This is a genomic window from uncultured Roseibium sp., from assembly GCF_947496995.1.
GTDB lineage: Bacteria > Pseudomonadota > Alphaproteobacteria > Rhizobiales > Stappiaceae > Roseibium.
Genome location: NZ_CANMFD010000001.1, coordinates 1568056 through 1587643, shown reverse-complemented (window position 1 = coordinate 1587643; position 19588 = coordinate 1568056). Strand labels below are relative to the sequence as shown.

Annotated in this window: 16 protein-coding genes; 4 read left to right on the top strand and 12 right to left on the bottom strand. The window is 61.6% G+C overall.

Going from position 1 to position 19588, the window contains the following annotated elements; all coding sequences use genetic code 11:
- Positions 1 to 119: 119 nt before the first annotated feature.
- The gene (locus Q1B40_RS07085) at positions 120 to 782 is read left to right on the top strand and encodes an FAD-binding oxidoreductase (RefSeq protein WP_299811831.1); all 663 of its coding nucleotides are present in this window, start codon (positions 120 to 122) and stop codon (positions 780 to 782) included.
- A gap of 613 nt (positions 783 to 1395) precedes the next feature.
- Here Q1B40_RS07085 and Q1B40_RS07080 read toward each other — a convergent pair.
- The 4 genes from Q1B40_RS07080 to Q1B40_RS07065 all read right to left on the bottom strand — a co-directional run bounded on the left by Q1B40_RS07080 (position 1396) and on the right by Q1B40_RS07065 (position 4733).
- The gene (locus Q1B40_RS07080; RefSeq protein ID WP_299811829.1) at positions 1396 to 1959 is read right to left on the bottom strand and encodes a GNAT family N-acetyltransferase; all 564 of its coding nucleotides are present in this window, start codon (positions 1957 to 1959) and stop codon (positions 1396 to 1398) included.
- Positions 1956 to 2513, bottom strand: coding sequence for a helix-turn-helix domain-containing protein (locus tag Q1B40_RS07075; protein WP_299811827.1), 558 nt, complete (start codon positions 2511 to 2513; stop codon positions 1956 to 1958). Before Q1B40_RS07075 ends, Q1B40_RS07080 begins: the two co-directional genes overlap by 4 nt.
- Before the next feature lie 435 nt (positions 2514 to 2948).
- Entirely contained in the window at positions 2949 to 4211 is a 1263-nt protein-coding gene (gene fabF / locus Q1B40_RS07070; protein ID WP_299811825.1) for a beta-ketoacyl-ACP synthase II, read from the bottom strand.
- Positions 4212 to 4313: 102 nt separating this feature from the next.
- Entirely contained in the window at positions 4314 to 4733 is a 420-nt protein-coding gene (locus tag Q1B40_RS07065) for a MarR family winged helix-turn-helix transcriptional regulator (RefSeq protein ID WP_299811823.1), read from the bottom strand.
- Between the two features lie 137 nt (positions 4734 to 4870).
- Here Q1B40_RS07065 and Q1B40_RS07060 point away from each other — a divergent pair, with 137 nt between their 5' ends.
- Entirely contained in the window at positions 4871 to 5434 is a 564-nt protein-coding gene (locus Q1B40_RS07060) for an HdeD family acid-resistance protein (protein ID WP_299811821.1), read from the top strand.
- A gap of 266 nt (positions 5435 to 5700) precedes the next feature.
- Positions 5701 to 6822: a TauD/TfdA family dioxygenase gene (locus Q1B40_RS07055; RefSeq protein ID WP_299811819.1), complete on the top strand. Its 1122-nt coding sequence runs from the start codon at positions 5701 to 5703 to the stop codon at positions 6820 to 6822.
- Between the two features lie 135 nt (positions 6823 to 6957).
- Here the strand turns inward: Q1B40_RS07055 and Q1B40_RS07050 are convergent, their stop codons facing one another.
- The 7 genes from Q1B40_RS07050 to katG all read right to left on the bottom strand — a co-directional run bounded on the left by Q1B40_RS07050 (position 6958) and on the right by katG (position 17081).
- Entirely contained in the window at positions 6958 to 7662 is a 705-nt protein-coding gene (locus tag Q1B40_RS07050; protein WP_299811817.1) for a pseudouridine synthase, read from the bottom strand.
- Between the two features lies 1 nt (position 7663).
- Positions 7664 to 8707 carry a class I SAM-dependent methyltransferase gene (locus Q1B40_RS07045; protein WP_299811815.1) on the bottom strand — a complete coding sequence of 348 codons (1044 nt, stop codon included), beginning with the start codon at positions 8705 to 8707 and terminating at the stop codon, positions 7664 to 7666.
- A 58-nt stretch (positions 8708 to 8765) separates the two neighbouring features.
- Positions 8766 to 9344, bottom strand: a complete 579-nt coding sequence (locus Q1B40_RS07040; protein WP_299811813.1) for a GDYXXLXY domain-containing protein — start codon at positions 9342 to 9344, stop codon at positions 8766 to 8768.
- A complete protein-coding gene (locus Q1B40_RS07035; protein WP_299811810.1) occupies positions 9341 to 10702 on the bottom strand; it encodes a DUF2157 domain-containing protein in 1362 nt (453 codons plus the stop codon). Before Q1B40_RS07035 ends, Q1B40_RS07040 begins: the two co-directional genes overlap by 4 nt.
- A 322-nt stretch (positions 10703 to 11024) precedes the next feature.
- Positions 11025 to 13685: a DUF3141 domain-containing protein gene (locus Q1B40_RS07030; protein ID WP_299811808.1), complete on the bottom strand. Its 2661-nt coding sequence runs from the start codon at positions 13683 to 13685 to the stop codon at positions 11025 to 11027.
- Between the two features lie 9 nt (positions 13686 to 13694).
- Positions 13695 to 14459 carry an enoyl-ACP reductase FabI gene (gene fabI / locus Q1B40_RS07025; protein WP_299811806.1) on the bottom strand — a complete coding sequence of 255 codons (765 nt, stop codon included), beginning with the start codon at positions 14457 to 14459 and terminating at the stop codon, positions 13695 to 13697.
- 444 nt (positions 14460 to 14903) lie between these two features.
- Positions 14904 to 17081 carry a catalase/peroxidase HPI gene (katG, locus tag Q1B40_RS07020; RefSeq protein ID WP_299811804.1) on the bottom strand — a complete coding sequence of 726 codons (2178 nt, stop codon included), beginning with the start codon at positions 17079 to 17081 and terminating at the stop codon, positions 14904 to 14906.
- 275 nt (positions 17082 to 17356) lie between these two features.
- On the opposite strand from katG, the gene Q1B40_RS07015 reads away from it, so the two are divergent.
- A complete protein-coding gene (locus Q1B40_RS07015) occupies positions 17357 to 18301 on the top strand; it encodes a hydrogen peroxide-inducible genes activator (protein ID WP_299811802.1) in 945 nt (314 codons plus the stop codon).
- Positions 18302 to 18307: 6 nt separating this feature from the next.
- Here the strand turns inward: Q1B40_RS07015 and Q1B40_RS07010 are convergent, their stop codons facing one another.
- The gene (locus Q1B40_RS07010) at positions 18308 to 19474 is read right to left on the bottom strand and encodes an MFS transporter (protein ID WP_299811800.1); all 1167 of its coding nucleotides are present in this window, start codon (positions 19472 to 19474) and stop codon (positions 18308 to 18310) included.
- Positions 19475 to 19588 lie beyond the last annotated feature (114 nt).

Below are 19588 nucleotides of genomic sequence, written 5' to 3'. Positions count from 1 at the left end.
TCGGCGGGCGCAGGAGGCTGCTTTGCACTCCGAACGCTGTCCCCGCCCGCAGCAGGTGTCCAGCCGGAACTCTCCCCCTGCCTCTGGCGTTCTCCTTTCGAGAGATAAAGGAGACTGCCATGCACAAGACGAACATTTTGAAGATCGACAAGGTGACCCATGATGTAAAGCGGTTCCGGATCGCGGAGCCGGAGGATTTCGAGTTCAACGTCGGCGACGCGACGGAGATTGCGCTGGACGAGGACGGCTGGCGGGACGAAAAGCGGCCATTCACGATGACCTCGCTGCCGGAGGAAAAGTCGCTTGAATTCACGATCAAGGGCTATCCGGAGCATGACGGTGTCACCGAGAAGCTGCATAAGCTGAAGGAAGGCGACACGGTGCTGATCGCCGAGCCGTTCAAGACTTTTCGCTATGAGGAACCGGGTGTTTTCATCGCCGGCGGTGCAGGCATCACGCCGTTCATGGCGATCTTCCGCCACCTCGACAAGGAGGGCAAGCTCGCCGGCAACCAGTTGATCTTCGCCAACAAGACGTGCGCGGACATCATCTACAAGGATGAGCTGGAGGCGATGAACGGCCTGAAGGTGGATCATGTTCTTTCCGACGAAGACACGGCCGGAACCCATCACGGCGAGATCGACGCGGATCTTCTGAAGGATCTGGTGCCCGATCTCGACAAGCGCTTCTACCTTTGCGGCCCGCCGCCGATGATGGAGGCTCTGGAAGATGTTCTGAAAAGTCTCGACGTGGAGCCGGATTCGGTCGATTTCAGTGAGTGAGCTCCGAAGGAACTTAGGCGGTCGAAAAACTCTGAAATCGTTCCGGGCAGTGTGATGCGCGGCGTGATCGCGTGACTCAGAGATCAGCGATCGCTTGTTAGCGCCAGCCGGCAGATCGTGACCTGGTCAGGGGCAACGTGCGCCTGCGGCGCAGAATATGCCTGGATTCCGGATGGGCGCTCGACTTGCGTCTCACTGGTCCGGAATGAGGAAATCGGGGTTGGTGGGCTCCAACTGAGGTCGCAGTTTACTGCCCCCCCACCAGAGCGTCGTCCCGGACGCAGCGCAGCGAAGATCCGGGACCGGTGAGCCGTGAGCTATCGATACAGGATGCCGGCATCGCAAAGAATGTGGCTCTCCGATCCCGGCTCGCGCTGCGCTTGGCCGGGATGACTGCCGAGGGTGGTATTCGGCTTCTCAGTTCACTCAACAGAGTTGATGACGACGGCGGGGTGTGGCGCAGTTAATTGGGGAGAAATCCGTCCTTCCGTCATGCAGCTATCGTCGGCCTGCCCCATCCACGGCGCCGCCCCGGTCTTGAACCGGAGCCTTTGAAGGTGGATCGTAAACAGGTCCCGGATCAGGTCCGGGACGGCGTGGGGGTACCAGGGGCTTACCCGCGAAGGTCCTTGTAGAACACGGTCGTCGCGTCGAGATGGCCGTGGCTGTTGAAGGCGAAATCGGGAATGACGCCGACTTTGCTGTAGCCGCAGGCGGGGTAGAGCTTTTCCGCGCGGTCTCCGGTGACCGTGTCAAGCACCAGCAGCCAGCGCTCCTGCGCGCGGGCAAGACCGTCGATTGCTGTCATGAGCTTGCGGGCGAGACCTTTTCTGCGGTGGCGGGGATGGACCATCAGCTTGGCGACTTCCGCCCGGTGGCGGCCGTTGTCCTGGCCGGCCAGCATCAGCATGACGACACCGGCGATCTCCTCCCCCTCTTTCGCAGCCATGAGAAAGGCCTCTCCGCTTTCCAGGAGCGGCAGGCGGCTTTGCCAGAAGCCTTCAGCCTTTTCCTGAGGCAGAGGCAGAATGAAGCCGATGCCCGCGCCGTCCTCCACACAGGCTTTCAGAAGGTTTCCGAGCTGCGGCAGCGCGGCGCGGGCCTCTTCGGGAGACAGCAGGGAAACCGGTGGTTGGGGACGGAATTCGGACCGGGTGGCGAGTGTGGAAGGGTTCATGGGGTGATCACCGTCAGGATATAGCGTGCCGGCGCATCGCCGGAGGCGTGATAGCTGTTGGGGGCGTTGAGGTGGAAGCGCAAAGCGTCGCCGGGGGCAAGGTCGTAGATATCCGGCCCGAGGGTGAAGCGCAGGCTGCCTTCGAGAAGCACGAGATGGTGTTCAAGATCCGGAATGGGCGGCGCGGCATAGGCGACCGTCGCACCCGGCGGCAGACTGCCCTCGATGACCGAGCCCCTGTAACCGCCGGCGGCGGGTGTCAACGCCCGGCGCTGGAACCCGGTCTCGGGGTCCTTCCAGACAAGCTGCGAAGCCCTGGGGATGTGACGCTCGACCAGACCGGACGCCGCGCCGAAGAGTTCGGCCATGGACAGACCGAAGGCGCCGGCGAGCCTGCCGAGCACGTTTGCCGTCGGGCTGGTGTCGCCGCGCTCGATGCGCGACAGCGTCGCCCGGCTGATGCCGGTCTTTTCCGCCAGCTCTTCCAGCGGCCAGCCCCGCGCCCGGCGCAGCTCCGTCAGGCGGCGGGCAAGATCCTGTTCAAGGTTCGTCATGCAATTTCCCATATTTGAGAATTATCTCATATACAGGAAATGCGGTGTTGCCAAGATTTGTTTTTGACGTGAAACGCAGCCGCCTGCCGCGTCGCTACAGGCTTGTCGCACTGATGTCCGGTTTGAACGATATTTTGTGAGGGAACCTGCGGCTTGCACCCCTCTCCCCCCTTGAGGGGGAGATGTCTCCGTCAGGAGACAGAGGGGGGTACAAATGTCTCGGAACAGTTCGGCATTTCCGAAATTCGTCGCGCCGCTTCACCCCCCTCTGTCAGCAAAGCTGACATCTCCCCCTCAAGGGGGGAGAGGGGTGGAGGGCGAAGCTCTGCCTAAAACATCAGATACTGCGGGGAGCAGAAACGCTTTGCTTTTCTGCCCCTAGCAGCTTTCCGAGAATGCTGTTCCGGACACAAGGGATGACGAGATCAGCCCCGGTCAGATCTTCGAGAACACCGCGCTGGCATTCACACCGCCGAAGCCGAAGCCGTTGGTGAGGACGTGGGAGACTTCGCGGGCGATGGCCTTGCCGGGGATCATCTCGAAGCGCGCCATTGCCTCGTCGGGGTTTTCAAGATTGCGCGAGGGAGGCAGCATGCCGCTTGTCAGGGCCTTGACGCAGGCGATTGCCTCGACCGCGCCGGCAGCGCCGAGCAGGTGGCCGAACATGGATTTGGACGAGGAGACAGCCAGGTCCTTGCCGCGCTCGGCAAACACCGTCGTCAGGGCCGCGATTTCGGCGGCATCTCCCACCGGTGTCGAGGTGGAATGGGCGTTGACATAGCCGATATCGGCCTGAGTGAGACCGGCAGTTGCCAGTGCCTGGCGGATGGCCCGCAGGCCGCCCTCGCCGTCCGCCGGCGAGGCGGTGACGTGATAGGCATCGGCACTGGTGCCGTAGCCGGAGACTTCCGCCAGAATGGTCGCGCCGCGGGCCTTGGCGTGTTCATACTCTTCCAGAATGAGAATTCCGGCACCCTCGCCCATGATGAAGCCGTCGCGGTCCTGATCGAAGGGACGCGAGGCGTGGGCCGGATCGTCATTACGTTTGGAGGACATTGCCTTGGCGGCGCAGAAACCGGCGTAGGAGACCTTGTCGATGCAGGCTTCCGCCCCGCCGGCCACCATGACTTCAGCTTCGCCCGCGCGGATGATCCGTGCCGCGTCGCCAAGGGCCTGAAGGCTTGCGGCGCAGGCCGTCACCGGCGCCCCGAGCGGGCCCTTGAGGCCATGACGGATGGAGACCTGACCGGCAGCCAGATTGGCGAGGAAGGACGGCACCAGGAAAGGCGACGCGCGGCGCGGGCCTTTTTCGTCCACGAGGCGCGTTCCGGCGGTCATGGCCGGGAAGCCGCCGACACCGGTTCCGATGATCGTGCCGGTGCGTTCCTTTTCCCGGTCGCTCTTCGGCGCCCAGCCTGCGTTTTCCAGAGCTTCCTGCGCAGCGCCCATGGCGAGGTGAATGAAGCGGTCGGAGCGGCGCTGTTCGCGCGGGTCCATCACCGCGTCGACATCGAAGCCGTGTTCGTCTTCTTCTCTGGTCGGCACTTCGCCGGCGATCTGGCAGGCAAGCTCGCCGGCGTCAAACCGGGTGATGCCGCGAATGCCGTTTGCCCCATCGCTGACCCGCTGCCAGAAAGCCTCCACGCCGGTTCCGACCGGTGAAACAACCCCCATTCCCGTCACTACTACACGCCGCATTTTCAACCTCATCAAGTTTGCGTCCGGCCTTCACTCAGCCGGCAGTTAATGTCTGTTCAGGCGAATTGCCAGGGTGTTCAGCCAGAGCATGAAACCCTTCGATCAGATTTGCGAAAGTCTTTTCAAGGCATTGATCGTCTTGAGGAATTCATCGCTGCCCAGATGTCCCTTTACATCGTTTTGCGCCTGTCTCCAAAGCGGCATGGCGTCTTCCAGCAATGCCGCGCCGCGCTCCGTCAACCGGTGGCTCTTGCCTCTGGTCTTTCCGGAAACCGAAGATTTTACGAAGCCTTTCCTCTCCAGAAGCGCGACATTGCGCACCAGCGTGGTCCGCTCCATGGAGAGCCGGTCCGCCAGTTCACCGGTGGTCCTGCGCTCCATCTGGGCGATCGCAGCGAGGACCGAAAACTGCGCCGCCGTGATGCCCATGCTGCGTGCCAGCCGGTCGTAGTGCCGGCTGACCGCGCGGGCGGCCTTGCGGGCATTGTCCAGCACGCAGAGCGACAGGTCGTCTTTTTCCATACCCTCTTGTGTGCATATACACACCACATGTCAACCCGCTGTTTCGAAAGCCAACCTTGCAGGAATTGCCAAGTCCATTTAGCGTCGTCCCCGATTCGGTTACATTTGCGCAAGACAACCGAAGTGAGGAGATCGATATGTCAGATGCGGTACAGGCAATGGAAGATATGAAAGCAAAGATCCAGGAGAACTGGGGCTGGTTTCTGGCGCTCGGGATCGCCCTTGTCATTGGCGGCCTGATCCTGATCGCCGCCCCCCTTGCGACGTCCATCGCGGTGACGATCCTGATCGCCGTCATCCTGTTTGTCGGCGGTCTGGTGCAGATCTACAACGCGTTCAAGACCAAGGGCACCTCCAGCTTCTTCTGGCATCTCATCACCGGCATCATCGCGGTGATCGGCGGTATCGTGATCTACGTGAACCCGCTGGCCGGAACCTTCGCGCTGACACTGGTAATCGCGGCGATCTTTATCGCCCAGGGCATCAGCCAGATCCTCATGGCCTTCAAGCTGCGTCCCCATGAGGGCTGGGTGTGGGTGCTGATCGCCGGCATCGTCTCGCTGGCGGCCGGTGTCATGATCTGGATGGACCTGCCAAGCTCGGCCGCATGGGCGCTCGGCCTGATCGCCGGGATCTCGGTGCTCGTCAACGGCTGGAGTTACATCGCCATTGCCCTCGCGGCGCGAGCTGCAAAAGCCTGATACGGGCTCGCCCTACTAACAGACGTTCTTTCCCACCCGGCAGATTTCCTTTTGCCGGGTGGTTTTTTTGAGGTAATTTTTCAAAGACGTTCCACAGCACGCAGTGCTTTGCCAAAGGCTTGAAGCCGGATGTTCGCAATCCTCGGGCGCAATCCCGGAAATCCGCATAACAAAGCCTATTGGTGGTGGCCGCCCCCTGCCAGCCGTTGATGCGCGCGCCTTCGGGCGTGTTCCCTTTTTCCAAAGACATCGACGGACGTTTTCATATGACACAGCTCGACCTGCGCGGTGATGACCGCGTGCTTCATGTTGCCTGGCCGGACGGGACCAGCGCCGAATTTCCTTTCCTCTGGCTCAGGGACAACTGCCCGAGCGGCTTTCACCCGCAGACCCGGGAACGGGAATTCGACCTGACCGGCGTCCCGGCTGACATCGCAATCACCCAAGCCCGCATGGACGACGGCACGATCGTCCTGACGTGGAATGACGACGGTCACATCAGCCGCTATGACCCTGCGTGGCTGCATGGCCACCAGCCCGGCATCGGTCTTGCGGATCCCGCCCGCATCGAGGCTATCCTGTGGCGCGGCGACCTTGCGCCGGAGAGCCTGCCGCGCGCCGCGGCGAACAGCCTGATGTCCAGCGACGATGCCCTGCTGGAGTTCCTGATCGAAACCAAAAAGACCGGCCTTGCCGTTGTCGACGGCATGGCGAATGACAAGGACGCCGGCATGGCCATGGCGCGGCGTGTCGGGTTCCTGCGCGAAACCAATTTCGGCACCACATTCGAGGTGATGTCGAAGCCGAACCCCAACAATCTGGCCTATACGTCGCACGCCCTGCCGCTGCATACGGATCTTGCCAACCAGGAGCTGCCACCGGGCTTTCAGTTCCTGCATTTTCTCGCCAATGAAGCACAGGGAGGCGGCTCGACGTTCTGTGACGGGTTCGCCGTTGCAAGCGATCTCAGGGAAGATGACCTGGAAGCCTTTGAACTTCTGTCGGCAACGCCCGTGCCGTTCCGGTTTCAGGACGAGGATTACGACATCCGCCGCCATCACACGGTGATCGACCTCGACCCGTTCGGAAACCTGCAGGAGCTGCATTTGAACGCCCATCTGGCGGGGATCTTCGACCTGCCGGCGGAGCGGATGGAGGCCTACTACCGGGCCTACAGAAAAATCATGCAGATGACCCGGTCGAAAAGCCACGTGATGACGACACGCCTCGAGAGCGGCGAGATGGTCATCTTCGACAACCGGCGGGTTCTGCACGGGCGGACCGCGTTTGACCCGAACACCGGCTTCCGCCACCTGCGCGGCTGCTACGTGGACCGCGGCGAATTCGACAGCCGCATCCGCGTGCTCAGCCGAAAGAAGACGGGATAGAAACGCAGAAGCCTTTTGCCCGGGAGGCTGCCCGATAGACCCACCGGCTGTCCCGGCCTTGAGCCGGGACCATAACCAAGGCCCCGGCTCAAGGCCGGGGCGGCGCACCGTTGAATTTCGGGTGCGTTCAAAAACTCATTCGGCGGCGAAAATCAGCGCCTTCTCGTCTTCCGACAGAACCTTCCAGTTGCCTTCTTCCAGACCGTCGAGGCCGAGGACGCCGATGCGGCTGCGGACAAGCGCAGTGACGTGGTTTCCGGTTGCGGCAAACATGCGCCGGGCCTGATGATAGCGGCCCTCGTGCAGGGTCAGGCGGGCATGGGTTTCGTCCAGCACCTCAAGGCCCGCAGGCTTCAACGGCTTGATCTCGCTTTCCAGCATCATCCCGCCCGAGGCAAACAACGTGACTTCGTCGCCCTTCATCGGGCGGTCCAGCGTGACCTCATAAACCTTCGGGACTTCCGCCTTGGGCGAAATCACCTTGTGCAGGAATGTTCCGTCGTCGGTGAAAAGCAGCGCGCCGGCGGTTTCCTTGTCGAGCCGGCCGATGGTGGACAACACCGGCTTGCGCATGCGGAAGCGGTCCGGCAGGAGATCATAGACCAGCCGCCCCTGATCCTTGACGGAGCAGGTATAGCCGAGCGGCTTGTTCATCAGCAGAACCACACCCTGCGCCGGGTCGAGCGGCTCGTCGTCGAAGAGAATGTCCTCATGCGCGGCCGGACTGTCCGCCTTCAGCCGGTTTCCCTGCCGGTCGGTCACCCAGCCGTTACGGATCGCGGTCTGCATTTCCTTGCGGCTGCCATATCCGAGATTGGCGAGAAGCTTTACCAGCCGCATGTCAGCGTCCTCCCTTCGCCTTGACCGCGCGGATCACCTTGTAACCGCCCTCGTCGGCCAGTTGGGTGATGTTGGCGAAGACTTCACCGAGCGTCTTCTCGTAGGGCAGATGCCGGTTGGCGACCATGTAGAAATCGCCGCCGGGCCTGAGACCGGCTGCAGCGGCACGAATGAAGCCCTGGCCGACATCAGTACGCTCGGCCCTGCCCGCCTGATGGAACGGCGGGTTGGAAACGATGAAATCATAGGGGCCCTCAATGCCCCTGGTCACATCGGACCAGATGCCGGTCATCGGCTTTTGTCCCTTGAAGGCGGCAAGGTTCTGCTCCGCCAGATCGAGCGCGCGCTTTTCGGCTTCATAGAGATCCAGGGAGGTAACCTTGGGAGCTTTTTCAAGAACAGCGCGGGCGAGGTAGCCGAAACCTGCGCCCAGATCGGCGCCGCGTCCCTTCAGGGTCTCCGGCAACAGGCCGGCCAGCAGTTTCGAAGCCGGATCGATCCGGTCCCAGGCGAAAATGCCGGGACGGCTGATATAGCTGCCTTCCAGAACCGGCCGCGGCGCATCGAGCCCCCGCCAGTCTTCCAGCAGGTCCCTGTTCAGGGCGTCTGCTTCGACACGATGCCAGGCAACGCGGCATTTGTTCTTGGAAAGCTTTTCCGATCCGCCCATGAGGTCGGCCAGATCGCTTTCCAGGGTCTTCGCGCCTTCCGTGTTGGGTGCGCAGGCGATGACCAGCCCACCTTCCCTTGCGCTGGAAACGGCCTTCGCAAGTTGCGCCCGGGCCTCCTGGCGCTGGCGTCCGGGCAGAAGCAGCACCGCGTCGAAGCCGTCCTCGTCCGTTTCAGCTTCCACACGGAAACCCGCTTTCACTAGGGCATCCCGGTCCGGCGCGAAACTCTGGACGCACAGCGTCTCAAGGTACTGCAAAGCGGCGAGCGCCCGGCCCGCGCGGGCGCGCAGGAACAAGACCTTCGAGCCGGCGGCAAGCTCAACGGCTTCGGTTTCTAAAGGCAGCAAAAGCGTTTCGAGCGCTGGATCGGACATTTCATACCCTGGACGGAGGAAAGAGCTGCAGCGCTCATACCGCCAGACGAGGCATCCGTCAAAATATGCTGTCGGAGCGGAAGGCTTTTCCGTCGACAAGCAGGGTCAGCGGCAGGGATCGCCCGTCTTCGGCGACAGAGACTTGCAGAAGCACGCGTTTCGTGTCCAGCCGTTCGATGATCCGGCCCTCGCCTTCCGGCAAAAAGAAGGCGTCGATGCCGTAATCGATGCGAAGGGTTTCTCCAGTCGTGCTCCGAACCGTCCCGGCAATCGCCAAAGGGCCCGCGCTGTCCCGGCTTTTTGCAATGAGGACGGGGCGTGCAACGCCGCCGTCGTCCGCCGAAAGCCCGACATAGACCCTGTCGCCGGATCGCAATCCGTCGCTCCCCGGAAGATCTGTTGAAACGCTGGTGATTGCGAGATTGATGACGACATAGTCACCGCGCAGGAGGTCGCGCGGATCGACCGGAACCGTTTCCAGTTGAACGACCTTTCCCGTCAACAGGACTTGAAGCCGGTCGACAAGCGGAATGGAAATCAGGCCGAGCTGAATGAGCGCAAGCAGCCCCCAGCGCAGGTAGATCGCGCGAATGGAAAACAGCTTGGTTGAAGGGATCGCATCGGCAGACTGTGTCATGAGCGGGTCTCCCGGGCGTTCTCCGGGTTCTCGGGAAGGGTCTGCTTCTTGCGGAATACCCGTGCAAGCCAGATCGCCATGGCGAGCAGAAGAAGGCCCGCGACCAGGAAGAACAGCGACTGGCCGAGCAGCGATCCGATCGTGACCTGCAACAGCCAGAGAGCAACCGCCGTCAGGCCGAGATAGGCACACAGCATCCAGAAGCGGTTGTTGTACCAGGTCCCCAGCGCGCAGAGAGCCGTCAGCACCGCCAGGCACATCGCGGCCCGAACCGGAACGCTGGCCGTCGCGAGCGGCGCCAGAAGTGTCAGCAGAACGAGCCCGGCAGCGGCAAACAGCGCCATCGATTTCGTGGATTTGAAAGACAGCACCAGCCCCGTGGCACACAGGAGAACCGCCAGCCCCAGGGGCAGCAGGCCCGGCAAGGCCAGCATGCCGCGCGCGTAGTGGTTGCCGTGGAATTCGGGCTCGAGAACCAGGGCGAGCACGATCAGGGCGCACAGCACCAGAAGTCCGGCATCCTGCAGCGAACGTGTCATCAGCCAGTGGCCGTGGCGCCGCAAGGGCCTGCCGCTGGACCACTTGACGAACAGGTCCGCGACAGGGTCAAGCTGAAGCAGGATAGCCGCAAGACCGCCGGCGCCGACCAGCGCCATGGCCGATATGGCATCGTCACCGCCGCCCAACAGATCCGCCGTATCGCCAAACCAGCGGCCATAGGTCACCCAAAGCAGGCTGATTGCCGCCCAGCGCGACAGGCGGGCGGGATAAACGACGGCATGGGCAGCGACGGCCACCAGAAACACGAGCCCTATGAGATCCTGCAGCGGATCGGACGCACCGATATCCGACCGGGTCACCTGCCAGGTAATGGCAGCGGCGCAAGCAACAACGAGCGAGGTTTTCGACCCGGTCAGCCAGGCGGCGGCAAGACCGCCGATAACGACAAGGAAAGCCCCGCCGGCCCAGTCCGACGGCAAATGGAAGATCTGGCCGACCAGCGCCATGCCACCGACGAACACAAGCGTCGCAAACCCGGTCGCCAGGTCCGAGATGCCCTTGCGCCCCCTCGCGGCAGCCGCGGCCGCCAGCCAGTGGCTGCCTGCGACCAGAACGGCAATTCCCGCCAGCTTCACGAATTTCGGGATCGCTTCCCAATTCGCCGCGACAAAGGCAAAAACAGCAAGCGCAACACACACCATGCCGATGCCCGCAAGAGCCATGGGCAACCGCGAGCGGCCATCCTCGCCCTCCTGGTCCCTGAAAATGGCTGCCGCCCCCTCGGAGGTCACCCAGCCATTCGCGACCCATGTTTCGAGATCGTCTTTCAGGCGTTTCCTGTAGGCCCAGTCAAACATGTAGAATGGTTCCGCCTTAATGTGGCACTTCGGTGGTTTTCACCTTTGGCCAAATGTTGCGTGCGGCGCAATACCGATTTAAGGGAATTCCGGCCGGAACGGACTTGCCGTATCCGGCGTTATCGCTATTCTGGCATAGGTAATTTTACCGTTGCCTGAACAGATATGGCGGACGGGCAAGCCGCACCCCGCCAAATGCACAGAAAACGGCATATTTTTCAGATCAGAGCCTAACTCCAATAAAATCCAGAGGGGCTCTGGGGGCGTTCGAGAGGCCCGAACGCCCCACTTATCCTTGTTCGGTGTTCCTTTCCACCCTTCCCTATTCGGCAGGCTCTTCCGAAGTCTTTTCCGCGCTGCGCCGCTTGCGCGCAGCAGCAGCAGGTTTCGCAGCCGCCGGCCTGGCCGTCTTGCGAGCAGGCGCCTTGCTTCCTGCCTGTTTGCGGGCGGAGGTTTTCCTGGGTGCAGGAGATGCGGAAGCTGCCTTCGCGTCCGTTTTGTCGGCCACCTCGTTCACGGACGTGCCGGATGTTTCCTGAAGCCGATCCGGCTGGCGTACCGTTTGCGCGGCGCCTTTCGGAGTGGCCGAGTGGAGCGGATCTTCGGTGATGTCTCCCGAGACGGGCGGAAGGCCCAGAACACGATTGAACGTCTTCAGCAATTCCAGGGTGTGGGGCGCCATCTCGTCGATGATACCCGGCACGTAGCGCACCACCTTTGACGCCAGTTCACGGTCTTCCCTGGTCCTGAGGAGTTTGGGCAGAGTTTCTATTGCCTGATCTCGGGCAAATTCCACGATCAGGGTCTGCTCACGAAGCATGAAGCTGCGTTCGTCCGGCTTCAACGACTTGAACGGCTCGTCCTGGTTCAACACCCGCGCGGAGCGTTCCAGCCGGTCGCGGCGAACCGTGCCACGGCTTTCGGCCAGAAGGATCAGCATGCGGATTACCGCTTCGCAAAACCCGCCTTCCTCGATATGCATCAGGGCGGCCTGCACGGGCGGCAGGCTGCGCATTTCATCCTTGCCTCTCAGTGTCCTGCCCGGCTGTCTGGGACGGCCGAACCAGCGCATGTAGGGTGAGCCCCAGATGGTGAAAAAGAGGTTCTCGTACATCGTGTCGCGCAGGTCCCGATAAAGGTCCATCGATTGCTCGAGCAAGGCCGCGTTGACATGCTGAAGTTCGACGAACGGGTTGTCCGGCGCCGCCGGCGTTCTTTCCTGACGTGCACGCTCGGCCCAGCCCGGCAGCCCGCTCAGGAAGGGATTGAGACTTGAAAACGATGCCCGCTGAACTCTCAGCGGGTGCGTCTTGCGGCGCAGATCGGCACTCTGTTCGGTGACACCTGCCTGTACGAAAGGCCGGACGCAGACATCGTAGAATTCTGCCTGCTGTTTGGAGGCCCGGGCGACGGCGGCAAAGGGGATTTCATCGTCCCGGCCATCGTCGATCAGCTTCAGGTCGTCCATCGTGCGTTCATGGAAACTGACCGTGAATTCGCGTTCCAGAAGGTCGCCTTCGTAATCGTCGATGGTCATTTCATAAAGGCCCGGCGCCAGGGCCTCGATGGTTTTCAGGGTCGATGTGACTTCGGTGTGTTCCTTTTTGGCGATCTTCGACGATACGAAGATGCCGAGGTGACCGACCTGGTCATGGATCATGTAGATGATCCGCTGCCCGCGGATGGCGATTTCCCGCTCGTCCGTATAGGTGTCCATGATCCAGTTGATCGCCTGCTGCGGCGGGGTGATGTTGTCGCCCCAGCTGGTAAAGACGATGATGGGCGCGCGGATCCTCCTGATGTCGATATTGACGCCCGGTTCCAGCTGAGCCTCGTTCTTCGACAGCCGGTTGCCGACGAAGAGCTGCTCTACGATCCACCTCATTTCCGCTTCGTTGAACAGGAAATAGCCGCCCCACCAGCGTTCGAATTCCAGGAACCGCGGGGGCTCGGTGTCGACCTTGACGTAAAGGTCGTAATATTTGCCGAAATAGTTTCGCGACGGGTTGAGCAGTTCGAAATTCTGGACAATGTCCGCACCGTCGAAAATGCCGTGGCCGAGATCCGAATAGTACATTGCGTTCCAGGTCCCGCCCAGAACGCCCGCATTGTAGCGCATGGGGTTCTCGCCCACCCGTCCGGACCAGGTGGACACCGGGGCTCCGTTCAGCAGGATCGGTCCCGCCAGGTCCGGGTTCATCGCCGCCAGGATCAGCGTTGCCCAGCCGCCCTGACAGTTGCCGGTGATGATCGGATGGGGCGCATCCGGATGCAGTTCCATCACCTTGCGGACTAAGGCCGCCTCGGACCGAGTGACATCCGCGATTGTCTGACCTTTTTCCGGCATGCGGCTGAAAGCGACGAAATAGACCGGATGGCCGTCACGCAGGGCGACGCCGACCTGACTGTCCGGTTTGAACCCACCGATGCCGGAGCCGTGGCCGGCGCGTGGATCGATGATGATATAGGGGCGTTTCCACGGCTTGTGCTCGCGGCAGTGCGCATCCCTGGGAGGCGCGATCCTCAGCAGCGTATAGCAGCTCGGATGCGGCAGATCCGCTCCATCCAGGACCACTTCATAGTCGTATTTGAGAACCGGCGGACACCCTGCCTCTTCATGCTCGATAAAATTGTCGCCGCGCTGGCGCAGGGTGTCCATCGTCAGGACCATGCGCTGGGAAGTATCCTTCCAGTAGTCTTCCCAGGCGCTGAAAAGTCCGCCGGATTTCTCGGTCCCGCCCATGTTCTCCATGACCCGGTTGAAGTCCGACAGGCTCTTCTGCCAGCGCTCCTTGTGGGTTTCAGTGATCTTGCTCAGGTTCTTGCCCAGCCCGCGACCCATCAGTTCGGCAAGATTGGAAAGTTCCGTCGCCTGGGCCTGCAGGGCCGTGAAACGCTCGGATGGCGTCCATGCCGTGCTGTCGCTGAGCGCATTCAGAAACTCGTTATGGCCTTTTTCGAAAGCGTCAAACATGTCCTTCATCGGGACCTCCTATCCAAGAATGCTGTAACCGCCGTCGATCGGGTGAACGACGCCGGTCACGTTGAAAGCCTCCCGGCTGGCAAGAAACGCCGCGTAGGCGCCTACATCGTCAATCGTTGCGAGTTGATGGGTTGGAGCACGTTCGGCGGCGTCGTTAAGCAGCGCGTCGAACGCCGCAATTCCCGAGGCAGCGCGTGTTCTCAAAGGGCCCGGCGACAGGGCATGAACGGATATGCCCTTCGGGCCCAGTTCCACGGCGGCGTAGCGGGTCACGGCTTCAAGCGCGGCCTTGACCGGGCCCATCACACCGTAATTGTCGACCACCTTCTGCGCGCCCATGAAGGAGACCGTCATACAAGTGCCGCCCTGGCTCATCAGGAGCTCCGCCTTGCGGATCATGCGCAGGAAGGAATGCACGGAAATGTCCATCGCTTCACCAAATCCATCGGCGGAGCAATCGATCACCCGGCCGTGGAGATCTTCCTTCCTGGAATAGGCAATGGAATGCAGCAGCGTATCCAGCCTGCCCCATTTTCCGGCGATTTGAGCGAAAAGCGCGTCGAGCTGTGTTTCGTCGCGAACATCCAGCGGGGCAATGATTTGCGCACCCAGCACCTCTGCAAGCGGACGAACATGCGGCTCGGCCTTTTCGTTCAGATAAGTCACGGCGAGATCGGCGCCCTGGGCCCTGAAAGCCCTCGCGCATCCGTAGGCAATGGACTGATCGTTGGCGACCCCGACAACCAGGGCTTTCTGGCCCGTCAAATCGAACATTCGCATACTGCTCCAAAACTGCCTGGCAGACCTTTCGGCCAGCCCCGCCCCAGGCGATTACACGCACAGCCCGAGGTCAGTTTGCAGTGCAGCATGATCCTTGTGACGGAACAATGACCTTTTTGAGAAATACGGGATAGTCCTGATGTCCAACCGATGTTGCATTGCGAGCAGAACCTCCCGCAAAGGCAACGCTCTGGCAGGGTTTCACCTGCGGAATAGCTGTGGCGATTTGAAGCTTGCCGGCGTCCCGGAAGCAGCACCCGGCGCAGAAGCGAACAAGGAAAAGGCTTCGGACCATCCGAGTGTGGCTCGCTGGTAAGAAAATCATGCCTTCGCAGTCGGCAGCCCCGGTTTGCAGACGCTTTGAGAATTTTTTTCAAAAAAAAAACGGCGCTCCGGAGATCCGGAGCGCCGTTTCGAATTTTACCGGGTTGGCTGCAGTCAGTGCAGGTCGAACCGGTCCGCGTTCATGACTTTCGTCCAGGCGGCGACGAAGTCCTTGACGAACTTCTCCTTGTTGTCGTCCTGGGCATAAACCTCGGCATAGGCCCGCAGGATCGAGTTCGAGCCGAACACGAGATCCGCGCTTGTCGCTGTCCACTCCAGGGTGTTCAGCTTGCGGTCACGGATTTCATAGATGCCGTCCACGACAGGGAGCCAGCTGTACTTCATGTCGGTCAGGTTGACGAAGAAGTCCGTGGTCAGGGCCCCTTCCCGATCCGTGAAAACGCCGTGCTTGCTGCCACCGTAGTTGGTGCCCAGAACGCGCAGACCGCCGACCAGAGCTGTCATTTCCCGCGCGGTCAGACCCAGAAGCTGTGCCCGGTCGAGCATCATCTCTTCGGCGCTGACAGCGTATTTCTCCTTCTGCCAGTTGCGGAAGCCGTCGGCGAGAGGCTCCATGACATCAAAGGATTCCGCGTCGGTCTGTTCGGCCGTGGCATCGCCGCGTCCCGGCGCAAACGGAACGGCCACGTCGAAACCGGCAGCCTTGATACCCTGTTCCACACCGACATTGCCCGCCAGAACGATCACGTCGGCAACCGATGCGCCGGTTTCCGCTGCGATCTGCACGAGTTTGTCCAGAACCTTGGCCAGACGCTCCGGCTCATTGCCTTCCCAGTCCTTTTGCGGAGCCAGACGGATGCGCGCGCCGTTGGCGCCGCCCCGCTTGTCGGAGCCACGGAAGGTACGGGCACTGTCCCATGCGGTTGCGATCATTTCCGAAGCGGAGAGACCGCTTGCGGCGATCTTCGCCTTGACCGCATCGACGTCATAAGACGTGGATCCTTCGGGAATCGGGTCCTGCCAGATCAGGTCCTCGGCCGGAACGTCCGGACCGATGTAGTTGACCTTCGGCCCCATGTCGCGGTGGGTCAGCTTGAACCAGGCGCGGGCGAATGTGTCGCGGAAATACGCCTCGTCGGCCATGAATTTCCGGCAGATCTCGTTGTAGACCGGATCCACTTTCATGCCCATGTCGGCATCGGTCATGATCGGGTTGCGGCGGATCGAAGGATCGGTCGGATCGACCGGCTTCTTGTCTTCCGGCATGTTCACCGGTTCCCACTGATAGGCACCGGCCGGAGACTTCTTCAGTTCCCAGTCGTAGTTGAACAGGTAGTCGAAATAACCCATGTCGAACTGGATCGGATGCTGCGTCCAGGCTCCCTCGATGCCCGAAGTGAAGGCGTTTGCTGCCTTGCCTTCCTGGCCCGGGTTGGCCCAGCCGAAGCCCTGCGCCTCGACACCGCCGGCTTCCGGCTCGACGCCGATGTTCTCGAATGCGCCCTGACCGCCGCCATGGCACTTGCCGACCGTGTGGCCGCCGCATGTCAGCGCAGCGGTTTCCTCATCGTTCATCGCCATACGGCGGAAGGTTTCGCGGACGTGCTTTGCCGTCCGGGCCGGGTCCGGCGTACCGTCGACACCTTCCGGGTTGACGTAGATCAGCCCCATGTGCACCGCGGCCAGCGGGTTTTCCAGGCTTGCCGCGTCTTCTGCGTTGCCGTAGCGGTTTTCGGAAGGCGCGAGCCATTCCTTCTCGGAGCCCCAGTAGACGTCTGTCTCCGGACCCCAGATGTCCTCGCGGCCGAAGCCGAAGCCGAACGGCTTGAGACCCATGGAATCATAAGCCATGTTGCCAGCGAGAATGATGAGGTCGGCCCATGAAAGCGCGTTGCCGTATTTCTTTTTCACCGGCCAGAGCAGACGGCGAGCCTTGTCGAGGCTGGCATTGTCCGGCCAGGAATTCAGCGGTGCAAACCGGATGTTGCCTGAGCCCGCGCCACCTCGGCCGTCCTGCATGCGGTAGGACCCGGCGGAATGCCACGCCAGACGGATCATGAGACCGCCATAGTGCCCCCAGTCGGCCGGCCACCAGTCCTGGCTTTCGGTCATCAGGGCGCGGACGTCGGCCTTGACCGCTTCATGGTCCAGACCCTTGACGGCTTCCTGATAGTCGAAGTCCGGATCCATCGGGTTGGTGCGCGCACCGCCCTGGTGGAGGATGTCTAGGTTCAGCGCGTTGGGCCACCACTTGGTGACCGATTTGTCCATCGCTGTGTTACCGCCGTGCATGACAGGACAACCACCTGTCTTTTCCACTTTAGCGTCCATTTCCCTCTCCAATTCATTTTAGGGTGCCTGGCACCAATCCGCGCAGCTCTGAACTCTGCCGTTCCACACCATGGAGGTAATCCTCGATGAGGCACTCCGGCGGTTTCAGCTCTGACGAAAGACCCAAGAATTTCAAATTTCGGATGGAAGAAGCCAAAATTCCTGACACCGGCGAACCGGTGACCGCATCCTTTCAGCCTATCCTGAAAACACATTAGCAAAATGGCTCCATCAGAGGAAGTTGAATTTACTGATATCTTTGATAAGATATTCTTATGATCAACATCACACTCAAACAACTCCGCTATTTCGAGGCCCTCGCCCGCCACAGACATTTTGGCCGGGCCGCGGAAGCCTGTGCGATATCCCAGCCCGCCCTCTCCATGCAGATCAAGGATATGGAAGAGGCGCTTGGGGCGGCACTGTTCGAACGCGGCGCCCGGCAGGTGCGACTGACCCATTTTGGCGAGATCGCCGCCGAACGGGCCCGCGACATTCTTCGGTCCGCCGATGAACTGGGCGACCTTGCCCGCGCCTCGCGCGAGCGGCTGGTCGGCAGGTTGCGCATCGGCGTCATTCCGACAGTTGCCCCCTACCTGTTGCCAAAAGTGGTCGGCGAGCTGACCGCGCGTTTTCCCGGCCTCGACATCCACGTGCGCGAGACGGTGACACCGAAACTTATCCAGGAACTCACCGACGGCCGTCTGGACACGGCGATCGTCGCCCTCCCCGTTTCGGAACCCTCGCTGGAAGAAACGCCCCTGTTCGAGGAACCGTTCGTCCTCGTCCGCTCTGCCCGGGAAGCAAACGCCCCGTTGCCGAGTGCAGACAGCTTGCGTGAAATGCGGCTGCTGTTGCTGGAAGAAGGGCATTGTTTCCGCGATCAGGCCCTGTCGTTCTGCAATCTGCCCTCGGGACCGCCGCGAGAGGTGCTCGATGCAAGCTCCCTGTCCACGCTGGTGCAGATGGTCAGCGCAGGGATGGGCGTCACCCTTATTCCGGAAATGGCCGTGCCGGTGGAAACGCGCTCCGCGTCCGTCGCCATTTCCCGTTTCGAGGGTCCGGAGCCGAAACGCACCGTCGGCATGGTGTGGCGCAAGTCCAGCCCGCTGGCGAACCAACTGTCGGAAATCGCGGAGATCGTTCGCGAGGCGGGCGACAATGCCGGAAGGAAACCGGAGCCTTTCAGCACGCAAACCAATGACAACCTGCTGACCTGACAGCACCTAACTCCGCCGGAAGGTCAGGCCTCCCAGAACCGCCATGACCGCCGCCAGCCCGAGAAGCACGACCCTGGCATCGTCACCGGCGGCAAAGAGCGCAACGACGAGGCCCGCCAGAGGCTGGGAGAGATTGTTGAGGCAGATGATGACGCCGGTGGTCTTACCGAAATCCTCCGGCGGGATGATTTCCTTGCGCAGCGTGCGCACGTAGATGTTGAACATCTTGTCGAAGCCGGCAATCAGCAGGAAACCGGCAGCGTAGACGAGAGGATGAGCGCCGAGGCCGGTCAGGACCGCCCCGACGCAGATCAACGCATAGGCGGTGCGGCCAAGGGTGTTGAGACCGAGATGCACATGGGCGGTCAGGCTGAGGACCGCGAGCGTCGCCATGGCACCGCCAACCTGCAGCCATGCATAGGTCTGTTCGCTCTGCGCAAAAAAGCCGGTCATCATCGCCGCCGCCGTGGCGAGCGTGGCGCCGATGATCAGGTTGACGCCGGAGGCCTGCAGGATGGCCCGCATAAGGCCCGGCAGACGCCAGACAAGCAGCAGCGCGTGCTTTAGATCCGCCACGGGATGGCGCTGCTCACGCGCCGGAGGCAGGGATTCCATGCGAGCCTGGCCCGGCCAAAAAACAAAAGCGACATCGGCGAGAACGAAAAGCCCCGTCGCGACAACCACCACGGCCTCCCACGGCCAGAAGATCATCAGGTAAGCGGCGACCAGCGGGGCCAGCATTACGCCCATCTGCGAGGCCAACTGGCCGTAGCTTGCCACCTTTTCGAACCGCTGGTCGGAAAAAGCCCGTACCAGCACCATTTCCAGGGCGAGCATGCCTTGCGTCGTCAGGACGCCCACCACCGCCGACAGACCTATCAGCCACCAGACCCCGCCGAACACCACCTGCCCGGTTATGCCGATGACGCAAGCGGCGGCCCTCAGGAGACGGCTGACGCGCAACAGCATGACAGGCGGAAACCGGTCGCACAGGATCCCGGCGACGGGAAAGGTGAGATAGCGCGGCAGCGTTTCGAAAAAGAACGCCAGACCCGACCAGGCGACATTGCCGGTAATCTGGAAAATGACCAACGGCACAAGGAAAAGCAGGATCTGGTCTGCCAGGACCGTCAGGAACATGGACGCGAAAAACGCGCGGTCGCGAACCAGCATCTAGAGGCTTTCGGAGACAGGACAACGGAAGGGCCTGTATTGGTAGCATCCGCCTTACGACGCAACAAGCGCTCCGGTCAGGTCGAACCGGCGGGCGCCCCCTCCGGCCACCGC

What these genes read in the sequence shown, in the direction of transcription:
- Q1B40_RS07080 (WP_299811829.1), bottom strand. Translation starts at nt 1,959, where the DNA reads ATGAACCCTTCCACACTCGCCACCCGGTCCGAATTCCGTCCCCAACCA.
- Q1B40_RS07045 (WP_299811815.1), bottom strand. Translation starts at nt 8,707, where the DNA reads ATGTCCGATCCAGCGCTCGAAACGCTTTTGCTGCCTTTAGAAACCGAA.
- Q1B40_RS07055 (WP_299811819.1), top strand. Translation starts at nt 5,701, where the DNA reads ATGACACAGCTCGACCTGCGCGGTGATGACCGCGTGCTTCATGTTGCC.
- fabI (WP_299811806.1), bottom strand. Translation starts at nt 14,459, where the DNA reads ATGTTCGATTTGACGGGCCAGAAAGCCCTGGTTGTCGGGGTCGCCAAC.
- fabF (WP_299811825.1), bottom strand. Translation starts at nt 4,211, where the DNA reads ATGCGGCGTGTAGTAGTGACGGGAATGGGGGTTGTTTCACCGGTCGGA.
- Q1B40_RS07050 (WP_299811817.1), bottom strand. Translation starts at nt 7,662, where the DNA reads ATGCGGCTGGTAAAGCTTCTCGCCAATCTCGGATATGGCAGCCGCAAG.
- Q1B40_RS07085 (WP_299811831.1), top strand. Translation starts at nt 120, where the DNA reads ATGCACAAGACGAACATTTTGAAGATCGACAAGGTGACCCATGATGTA.
- Q1B40_RS07030 (WP_299811808.1), bottom strand. Translation starts at nt 13,685, where the DNA reads ATGAAGGACATGTTTGACGCTTTCGAAAAAGGCCATAACGAGTTTCTG.
- katG (WP_299811804.1), bottom strand. Translation starts at nt 17,081, where the DNA reads ATGGACGCTAAAGTGGAAAAGACAGGTGGTTGTCCTGTCATGCACGGC.
- Q1B40_RS07035 (WP_299811810.1), bottom strand. Translation starts at nt 10,702, where the DNA reads ATGTTTGACTGGGCCTACAGGAAACGCCTGAAAGACGATCTCGAAACA.
- Q1B40_RS07075 (WP_299811827.1), bottom strand. Translation starts at nt 2,513, where the DNA reads ATGACGAACCTTGAACAGGATCTTGCCCGCCGCCTGACGGAGCTGCGC.
- Q1B40_RS07040 (WP_299811813.1), bottom strand. Translation starts at nt 9,344, where the DNA reads ATGACACAGTCTGCCGATGCGATCCCTTCAACCAAGCTGTTTTCCATT.
- Q1B40_RS07060 (WP_299811821.1), top strand. Translation starts at nt 4,871, where the DNA reads ATGTCAGATGCGGTACAGGCAATGGAAGATATGAAAGCAAAGATCCAG.
- Q1B40_RS07010 (WP_299811800.1), bottom strand. Translation starts at nt 19,474, where the DNA reads ATGCTGGTTCGCGACCGCGCGTTTTTCGCGTCCATGTTCCTGACGGTC.
- Q1B40_RS07065 (WP_299811823.1), bottom strand. Translation starts at nt 4,733, where the DNA reads ATGGAAAAAGACGACCTGTCGCTCTGCGTGCTGGACAATGCCCGCAAG.
- Q1B40_RS07015 (WP_299811802.1), top strand. Translation starts at nt 17,357, where the DNA reads ATGATCAACATCACACTCAAACAACTCCGCTATTTCGAGGCCCTCGCC.